This is a genomic window from Blastomonas sp. CCH1-A6 (genome assembly GCF_001556365.1).
GTDB lineage: Bacteria > Pseudomonadota > Alphaproteobacteria > Sphingomonadales > Sphingomonadaceae > Blastomonas > Blastomonas ursincola.
Map to the genome: position 1 here is coordinate 1 of NZ_LSIS01000074.1, position 7426 is coordinate 7426.

The following is a 7426-nucleotide window of genomic DNA, read 5'->3' on the forward strand; positions in this document are numbered from 1 at the left end:
GTTCTGAGACCACATCACCGTCACCCCCGCGAAAGCGGGGGTCCCGCTTCTGCGCAACGGGTTGAAAGATAGCGGGATTCCCGCGTTCGCGGGAATGACGTGCTTTCTAGCTCGTCCCCACCAGCGCGGCGAGCGCCACGCGGCGGTAGATGCGCGCCAGCACGTCCAGGTCGGCTACCGCCACCGCCTCGTCGAGCTTGTGCATCGTCGCGTTGGACAGGCCGAATTCCACCACCGGGCAGATGCGCGAGAGGAAGCGCGCGTCGGACGTTCCGCCGGTGGTCGACAGCTCCGTCTCCACACCCGTCTCCGCGCGGATCGCGTCGACGATGATGCCCGAAAGCTCGCCCGGCGGGGTGAGGAACGCTTCGCCCGAAATCTTCGCCTCGACCGTCCCACCCAGCGGCTCGGCGATCGCGCGAATGCGCTGGATCAGCGATTCGCCGCTGTGCAGATCGTTGAAGCGGATGCTGATCCGCGCCTCGGCGGCGGCGGGGATGACATTGTGCGCGGGATTGCCGACATGCAGGTCGGTCACCTCGATATTGCTCGGCTGGAACCAGTCGGTGCCCTCGTCCAGCACCACCGCCTCGATCGCCGAGAGGATCGCGACCAGCTTCGGGATCGGATTGTCGGCCAGATGCGGATAGGCGACATGGCCCTGCTGGCCCGCCACGCGGATCCACATGTTGACCGAGCCGCGCCGCCCGATCTTCACCATGTCGCCCAGCCGATTGACCGAGGTTGGCTCGCCCACCAGGCACAGGTCGGGCACCGTGCCCTCGCGCAGCATCAGGTCGATCAGCGCGCGGGTGCCGTAGATCGCGGGCCCTTCCTCGTCGCCGGTGATGATCAGGCTCAGCGTCCCCGCCTCGCGCGGGATGTCGGCAGCCGCGGCGACGAAGCTCGCAATCGATCCCTTCATGTCGACCGCGCCGCGCCCGTGCAGCAGGTCGCCGCGCACCTCCGGCACGAACGGATCGCTCGCCCAGCCCTTGCCCGGCGGCACCACGTCGAGATGCCCGGCAAAGGCGAAATGCCGCCCCGGATCGCCGAGCGGACGCCGGATCGCGAACAGATTCTCGACCGGGCCATCGGGGGCCTCGCCGCAGACGAAACGGGTGACGGCAAAGCCCAGCGGCTCGAGCATCGCCTCGAGGCAATCGAACACCGCGCCGGTGGCGGGCGTGACGCTCTCGCAGGCGATCAGGCGGCTGGCGAGATCCAGCGGGGCGGCGGCAATCGTGGCACTGTCGGTCATGGGGGCTTTCTCGTTGATCCATGGCGCATTAGCATCGCACCATGCCTAAAGTCGACCTGGAAGCCATTCCGCAAACCAACGCCACCGGATATCCCGATCACCTCGCGGATGTCGTGCAGGGGCGCTGGTATCGCCGCCTCTCCCCCGCGCTGGGGCTCAGCGATTTCGGGGCAAGCCATGTCGTGCTCAAGCCCGGTGCCTGGTCTGCCCAGCGACACTGGCACGAGAACGAGGACGAGATTCTCGTCATCCTGTCCGGCCAGGCGGTCCTGGTCGACGACCACGGCCGCACCCTTCTTGGGCCGGGCGACATCGCCGCCTTTCCCAAGGGCGAGCCGAACGCGCATTGCCTGGTCAACGAAAGCGACGAAGATTGCGCGTTCCTGGTGATCGGTCAAAGCGTCAATGGCCCGTGCCATTATCCCGATGTCGACATGCATGAGAACGGCGCGGGCAACAAACGCCGCAAGGACGGATCGGCTTTCTGACTGCCCGAAGGGGCTACCCTCCCTCGCTCCTGAATATCCCAGCACCATCCCGATGGGCCGAACGAGGGCCGGGCCCGCGCTCGCCTGACGCGACTGAGGCTGCATGCGCCAGGTTGACCCAACAACCAAAATCCCTATTAGGCTAATGCGAATCGCTTGCATTATCATTTGGGGGATTATCCATGAACCGCTGGTTGAACTCTGCCGCCCTGATCGGCCTTGCCGCCGCTCAGCTGCAGGTCAGCGCCGCCGAGGCGGCGCGCGCAGAGACCGAAACGCTCGACGAGGCCGAGGCTGCCGACGGGCGCACCATCGTGGTCTCCGCCACGCGCACGCCCATCACCATCGACGAGGCCCCTGCCACCATTTCGGCGAAGTCCGACGAGGAAATTGCCGACGATCTGGCGACCGACATCAAGGATCTGGTGCGCTTCGAACCCGGTGTCAGCGTCCGCCGTCAGCCCGCGCGGTTCGGTGCGGCGCTCGGCAGCACCGGCCGCGCGGGCAACGAGGATTTCACCATTCGCGGCATCGGCGGCAACCGCGTGCTGATCCAGGTCGATGGCGTGCGCATGCCGATGGGCTTCAGCTTCGGCGCGCAAAGCGTGGGCCGGGGCGATTCGGTCGATATCGGGCTGGTCAAATCGGTCGAGATCCTGCGCGGTCCGGCCTCCGCGCTCTACGGCAGCGACGGCCTGGCGGGTGCGGTCAGCTTCACGCTGAGCGACCCCGAGGACATATTGAAGGGCCAGTCGGTCGCCGGGCTGGTGCGTGGCCAATATGCCAGCGCCGATAACGAATTTGCCGAAACCGCGATCCTGGCTGGACGCAGCGGCGAGCTCTCGGCGATGGTCGCCTATACGCGGCGCGATTTTCAGGAGCTGGAGAACCGCGGCACTAACGATGTGCTCGGGGCCAATCGGACCACGCCCAATCCGCAGGATGGGCACAGCAATGCCGCCACCGCGCGGCTGGTCTGGGATCCCGCCGGTGGCCACAAGGTCCGGCTGACCGGCGAATATCTCGACAACCGCATGGTCACCGATCTGCTCTCGGGCCGCTCGGCGAGCGTCGACAATCTGGTGGCGCGCGACAGCGGCAAGCGCTGGCGGGTAGCGGGCGACTGGATCTGGGAAGGCACCGGCACGCTCGAGATGGCGCGGGCCAGCCTGTACTGGCAATCGGCCAAGGACCGCCAGTTCACGCAGGAAGACCGCACGCCGCTAGCCGATCGCACCCGGCTCAACACCTTCGACAACCGCGTCTATGGCCTGTCCGCCGAAGCGCGCGCAGGCTTCGTCACCGGGCCCTTGAGCCACAAGCTGGTCTTTGGCGGCGATGCGAGCTCTACCCGGCAGCAGGGGCTGCGCGACGGCACCGTGCCGCCAGCGGGCGAGCGCTTCCCGTCCTCCGCCTTTCCGGTGACCGATTACACGCTCGCCGGTCTGTTCATCGGCGACGAGATCAGCATGGGGCCACTCACCCTGTTCCCTGCGCTGCGGTTCGATCATTACAAGCTCTCACCCCAGAACGATCCGCTGCTCCCGGCGACCTTCGTCACCACTGGCCAGTCGGGCAGCCGGCTGAGCCCCAAAATGGGTGCGGTGCTGAAGCTGAACAGCGAGGTGCGGCTGTTTGCCAATTATGCCCAGGGCTTCCGCGCCCCCGAGCCCTCCCAGGTCAACCAGTTCTTCGAGAATCTGGCACAAGGCTATACTTCGCGCCCCAATGCCGATCTGGGGCCAGAGCGCAGCGAGAGCATCGAAGGCGGCATCCGCTTTACCAGCGAAGCCGTAAGCCTCAGCGCCACCGCGTTCAGCGCGCGCTACAAGGACTTCATCAGCCAGGAGGTCGTGGGTGGCGGCTTCACGCCGAATAATCCCGCGATCTTCCAGTTCATCAATCTCGACCGGGTGAAGGTCGAGGGTGCCGAAGCGCGGCTCGAACTGCGCGACAAGGGCGGCCTCAACGGGCAGCTGGCCCTGTCCTACGCCAAGGGTGACGTCATCGATCCGCAGGCGAATACCCGCATGCCGCTCGCCACGGTCGATCCCTTGAAGCTGGTCGCGGGAATCGGCTGGCGCGACCCGCAGGGCCGGTTCGGCGGGCAGCTGATCGCCACGCACAGCGCGCGAAAGTCCGAGGCGCGCAGTGCGGGCGTCTGCACCCCGTCGTGCTTCCGGCCCGAGGCGTTCACCATCCTCGACGCGACGGCCTTCGTCGCGCTGGGTCCGGTGACACTGCGCGCAGGCCTGTTCAACCTCACCAATGCCAAATACGCCTGGTGGTCCGATGTGCGCGGCCTCGCCAGCAACACCACCATCGCCGATGCCTTTACCCAGCCGGGCCGCAACGGCAGTGTCTCGTTGACTTATCGCTTCTGATTCGCAATACCGTTATCAATCAAACCAGGGGTCTTGATCATGCACAGAAAGATCGTCTCGCTTGCTGCTGCCAGCCTGTTCGCGCTGGCTTCCACGTACGCGCTTGCCCATCCGCCGATCGCCGAACGGCCCGCCCAGGAAGAAGCCGCCGCGTTCGAGGCCGATCGCGCCGACATTCTGGCGATGGCGGGCAATTTCAAGGTGCGCTTCGACATGCAGGAAGCGACGCCCTGGCAGAGCGGCTACGCCCCGCTCGACCGCAAGATTTCGGGCGGGCATGAGGTCGTGCGCGTGATCGAGGATAGCGGCCGCCGCATCGTGCTGCAGCATATCCTGGTCAGCGAGATAGACGGCAAGCCGCATATCACCAAGCACTGGCGGCAGGACTGGGAATACGAGCCCGCCCGGGTGCTGGTCTATTCGGATCGCAATGCCTGGACCTGGGAGGACGTGCCCGAGAAGATGCGCCGCGGCCGCTGGTCGCAGACCGTCTGGCAGGTGGATGACAGCCCGCGCTATGCCGGCTGGGGCCAGTTCGAGCAGCAGGGCGGCCTTCGCCGTTGGCGTTCCAACTGGACCTGGCGACCGCTCGCCCGGCGCGATGCGGTGCGCAATCCCGTGTACGACCGCTATTATGCGATCAATCGCCACCAGCCCACCCCCGATGGCTGGGTCCACTGGCAGGACAATATCAAGATGGGCATGAAGGACGGCCGCCTGCAGCCGATCGTCCAGGAATATGTGCTCAATACCTATACCAAGTTCGACGGCTATAACGTCAAGGCCGCAGACGATTACTGGGCCGCCACCAAGGGCTATTGGGCTGCGGTCCGCGCCGGGTGGGACAAGGTGGCGGCGACCAAGGGCGGCATTGCCATCCAGGAGGAAGCGCAGGCCGGAACCATCATCAGCGCGCGGTTGCTGACCATCGCCGACGAGATTGTCGAGGGCAAGCTAACCGAGGCTAAGGGCACAGCCGAAGCGCTCAAGCTCATCGACGACAATACCCGGAAAACGGGCGCGAAGCAGGTCGCAAGCGCCGGTCGCTAAGCGTCGGCGCCCCGCCCCCTGTTGGGGCGCCGATACTCCCCTGCCCCGCCGACTGGACACGGCGGGGCGGGGGATATTGCGTTCAGTGGTCGTGCTGCGCCAGGGCTTCCAGCACGTCTTCCAGTCGTGCCGGATCGCCCATCGCGACGACGCGCCCGTCGCTGCCCTTGTGCAGCGGATCGCCGTTCCAGTCGCACATATGTCCGCCCGCGCCCTCGACCACGGGGACGAGCGCGGCGAAATCGTGCAGTTTCAGGCCGCTTTCGCAGACCAGATCGACCGAGCCCTGCGCGACCAGCGCGTAATTATAGCAATCGCCGCCCCAGATCAGCCGCCGGGTGTCGCACTGCTTGGCGAGCGCCATGAAATGCATCGCGTCATGATCGCTGAACAGGTGCGGGCTGGTGGTGGCGAGCACGGCATCGCCGATCTCGGGGCAGAGACGCGCCTTGACCGGCCTGCCGTTGAACGTCGTGCCGCGCCCGGTCGCGCCCACCCAGCGCTCGCGCCCGATCGGCTGGTCGATCACGCCGAGCACCGGCCATTCGTCCGAAATCAGCGCGATCAGGGTGCCGAAGATCGGGCGGCCGGCGATGAAGCTCGTCGTTCCGTCGATCGGATCGAGCACCCAGACGCGTCCCGTCGTTCCGGGTTTCTCGCCATATTCCTCGCCGACCACACCGTCGCGCGGGGCCTCGGCATCGAGGATCGCGCGCATCGCGGCCTCGGCGGCGCGATCGGCCTCGGTCACCGGCGAGGCATCGGCCTTGCGGTCGGTGGTGAAATCGGCGCGGTAAAAGGGACGGATCGCCTCCCCCGCCGCATCGGCGAGCCGCTGCGCGAGCTCGATGTCCTTGCTGTGTATCATGATGGTCTAGCTAGGGGCTGGCGGGCAGCTTGGCCAGAGGCGATGGCGTCAGAACAGGCCGAGCGCCGCAACCTCGGCGTCGGACAGCAGGATTCCGAATTCGTCCGCCAGCAAGGCGCGCATCGCGGCCGTACCGGCAATCGGCATCCGCTCGCTCTCCGCCCCGCGCTGGACGCTGAACTGGTCGTTGGTGATCGACTTGAGCCCGTCGCGCGTCACCTGGCTGACCAGCACGTTGCGGATGAAGCGCGATTCGGGCGAGGTCGCGGTCCAGTGGTTCGACATGGCCAGATCGGCAGGCTGGGCAAGCTCGTCGGTGAAGCTGTATTGCGGGCGGACCTCGCCGCCGAAATGCCGTTCGAGCATCCAGCCGAATGCGTCATCATGGCGCAGCCGGTGGACCGAACCGTCATTGCCCGCCGCCTCCGCGCCATCGGCCAGACGCATCGCGGGCACATGCCCGCCGCCAAAGCCCGCATCGGCGAGCCAGCGTTCACCCTCCAGCGACACGGCCAGTACGATGTGCGTGCGCGGCGGCACCGGGTCGCCCGGCTGCTGGCGGAACCAGACGCGGGCGAGCAGCGGATCGACTCGGAAGCCCAGCGCTTCGAGCCCGCGCTGGAACAGCGGGTTGAGCTCGAAGCAATAGCCGCCGCGCGTGCCGGAGAGCAGCTTGGCAGCAATCGCCTCGGGCGCGATATCCACCCCGCGCCCGAGCCGCGCATCGAGCGCATCATAGGGAATGGCGAGCCGCTGCGCCCAGAGCAACGCATCGAGCCCGGCGAGATCGGCCGCTGGCCGCTGCGCCAGCCCCAGCCGCGCGAGATACTGGCCGAGAAAGTCGTTCAATGCGCGCCGCCCGGCTGATCGGGCACGGCCACGCGCAGCGGCTGGCCATCGGGCACGACCCAGCTCGAAACCGCGCGCAGGCCTTTGGGCCCCGCCTTGCCCCAATGCACCGTGCCCGGCGCTATGCGCACCCCTTGGCCGGGCAGCAACGTCATTTCGCCCTCACCTTCGCGCACGATCACCGTGCTGCCGCCCAAAATGTAGAGAAACTCCTCGCCATGGTGATAATGGCGCGGGATCGGGGCATTGGCGGGAATGTTCAGATCGCCGGTCACCAGATGATGCCCCGGCGCGGCCTGGATCGGCCCGGACAGGACCTCGGTTATGCCGGGCGCGGACTGATAGACCGCGACACCCTGAGAACCGGGAGAAGCGCAAGCGCCCAGCCCCGCTGCCAGCGCGATCAGCACGGGCAGGCTCGGGCGCATCGGCCGATCAGTCGAACAGGCTGGAGACCGAGCTTTCGTCGGCGATGCGGCGGATCGCCTCGCCGATCAGCGCCGCCATCGGCAGGCTGCGGATACGG

General features: G+C 67.0%; 7 protein-coding genes. 3 read left to right on the forward strand and 4 right to left on the reverse strand.

What is annotated here, in order from left to right:
- Window positions 1-106: 106 nt before the first annotated feature.
- Complete coding sequence (gene dapE, locus AX735_RS03375) at window positions 107-1261, reverse strand: succinyl-diaminopimelate desuccinylase (RefSeq protein ID WP_066275577.1); 1155 nt, start codon at window positions 1259-1261, stop codon at window positions 107-109.
- A 41-nt stretch (window positions 1262-1302) separates the two neighbouring features.
- Here dapE and AX735_RS03380 point away from each other — a divergent pair, with 41 nt between their 5' ends.
- The 3 genes from AX735_RS03380 to AX735_RS03390 all read left to right on the forward strand — a co-directional run bounded on the left by AX735_RS03380 (window position 1303) and on the right by AX735_RS03390 (window position 5183).
- Window positions 1303-1749 carry a cupin domain-containing protein gene (locus tag AX735_RS03380; RefSeq protein WP_066275583.1) on the forward strand — a complete coding sequence of 149 codons (447 nt, stop codon included), beginning with the start codon at window positions 1303-1305 and terminating at the stop codon, window positions 1747-1749.
- 182 nt (window positions 1750-1931) lie between these two features.
- The gene (locus tag AX735_RS03385) at window positions 1932-4133 is read left to right on the forward strand and encodes a TonB-dependent hemoglobin/transferrin/lactoferrin family receptor (protein WP_066275588.1); all 2202 of its coding nucleotides are present in this window, start codon (window positions 1932-1934) and stop codon (window positions 4131-4133) included.
- A 39-nt stretch (window positions 4134-4172) separates the two neighbouring features.
- The gene (locus AX735_RS03390) at window positions 4173-5183 is read left to right on the forward strand and encodes a DUF6607 family protein (protein ID WP_066275599.1); all 1011 of its coding nucleotides are present in this window, start codon (window positions 4173-4175) and stop codon (window positions 5181-5183) included.
- An 82-nt stretch (window positions 5184-5265) separates the two neighbouring features.
- Here AX735_RS03390 and hisN read toward each other — a convergent pair whose 3' ends face one another.
- The 3 genes from hisN to AX735_RS03405 are packed head-to-tail and all read right to left on the reverse strand — an operon-like array spanning window position 5266 to window position 7328.
- Complete coding sequence (gene hisN, locus AX735_RS03395) at window positions 5266-6051, reverse strand: histidinol-phosphatase (RefSeq protein WP_066275591.1); 786 nt, start codon at window positions 6049-6051, stop codon at window positions 5266-5268.
- Between the two features lie 48 nt (window positions 6052-6099).
- Window positions 6100-6900, reverse strand: coding sequence for an arylamine N-acetyltransferase family protein (locus tag AX735_RS03400; protein WP_066275593.1), 801 nt, complete (start codon window positions 6898-6900; stop codon window positions 6100-6102).
- The gene (locus tag AX735_RS03405; protein ID WP_066275596.1) at window positions 6897-7328 is read right to left on the reverse strand and encodes a cupin domain-containing protein; all 432 of its coding nucleotides are present in this window, start codon (window positions 7326-7328) and stop codon (window positions 6897-6899) included. Before AX735_RS03405 ends, AX735_RS03400 begins: the two co-directional genes overlap by 4 nt.
- Between the last annotated feature and the right edge of the window lie 98 nt (window positions 7329-7426).

Excerpts from the sequence above, each read along its gene's own strand:
- AX735_RS03405 (WP_066275596.1), bottom strand. The coding sequence starts at position 7,328 with ATGCGCCCGAGCCTGCCCGTGCTGATCGCGCTGGCAGCGGGGCTGGGC.
- AX735_RS03390 (WP_066275599.1), top strand. The coding sequence starts at position 4,173 with ATGCACAGAAAGATCGTCTCGCTTGCTGCTGCCAGCCTGTTCGCGCTG.
- AX735_RS03380 (WP_066275583.1), top strand. The coding sequence starts at position 1,303 with ATGCCTAAAGTCGACCTGGAAGCCATTCCGCAAACCAACGCCACCGGA.
- hisN (WP_066275591.1), bottom strand. The coding sequence starts at position 6,051 with ATGATACACAGCAAGGACATCGAGCTCGCGCAGCGGCTCGCCGATGCG.
- AX735_RS03385 (WP_066275588.1), top strand. The coding sequence starts at position 1,932 with ATGAACCGCTGGTTGAACTCTGCCGCCCTGATCGGCCTTGCCGCCGCT.
- dapE (WP_066275577.1), bottom strand. The coding sequence starts at position 1,261 with ATGACCGACAGTGCCACGATTGCCGCCGCCCCGCTGGATCTCGCCAGC.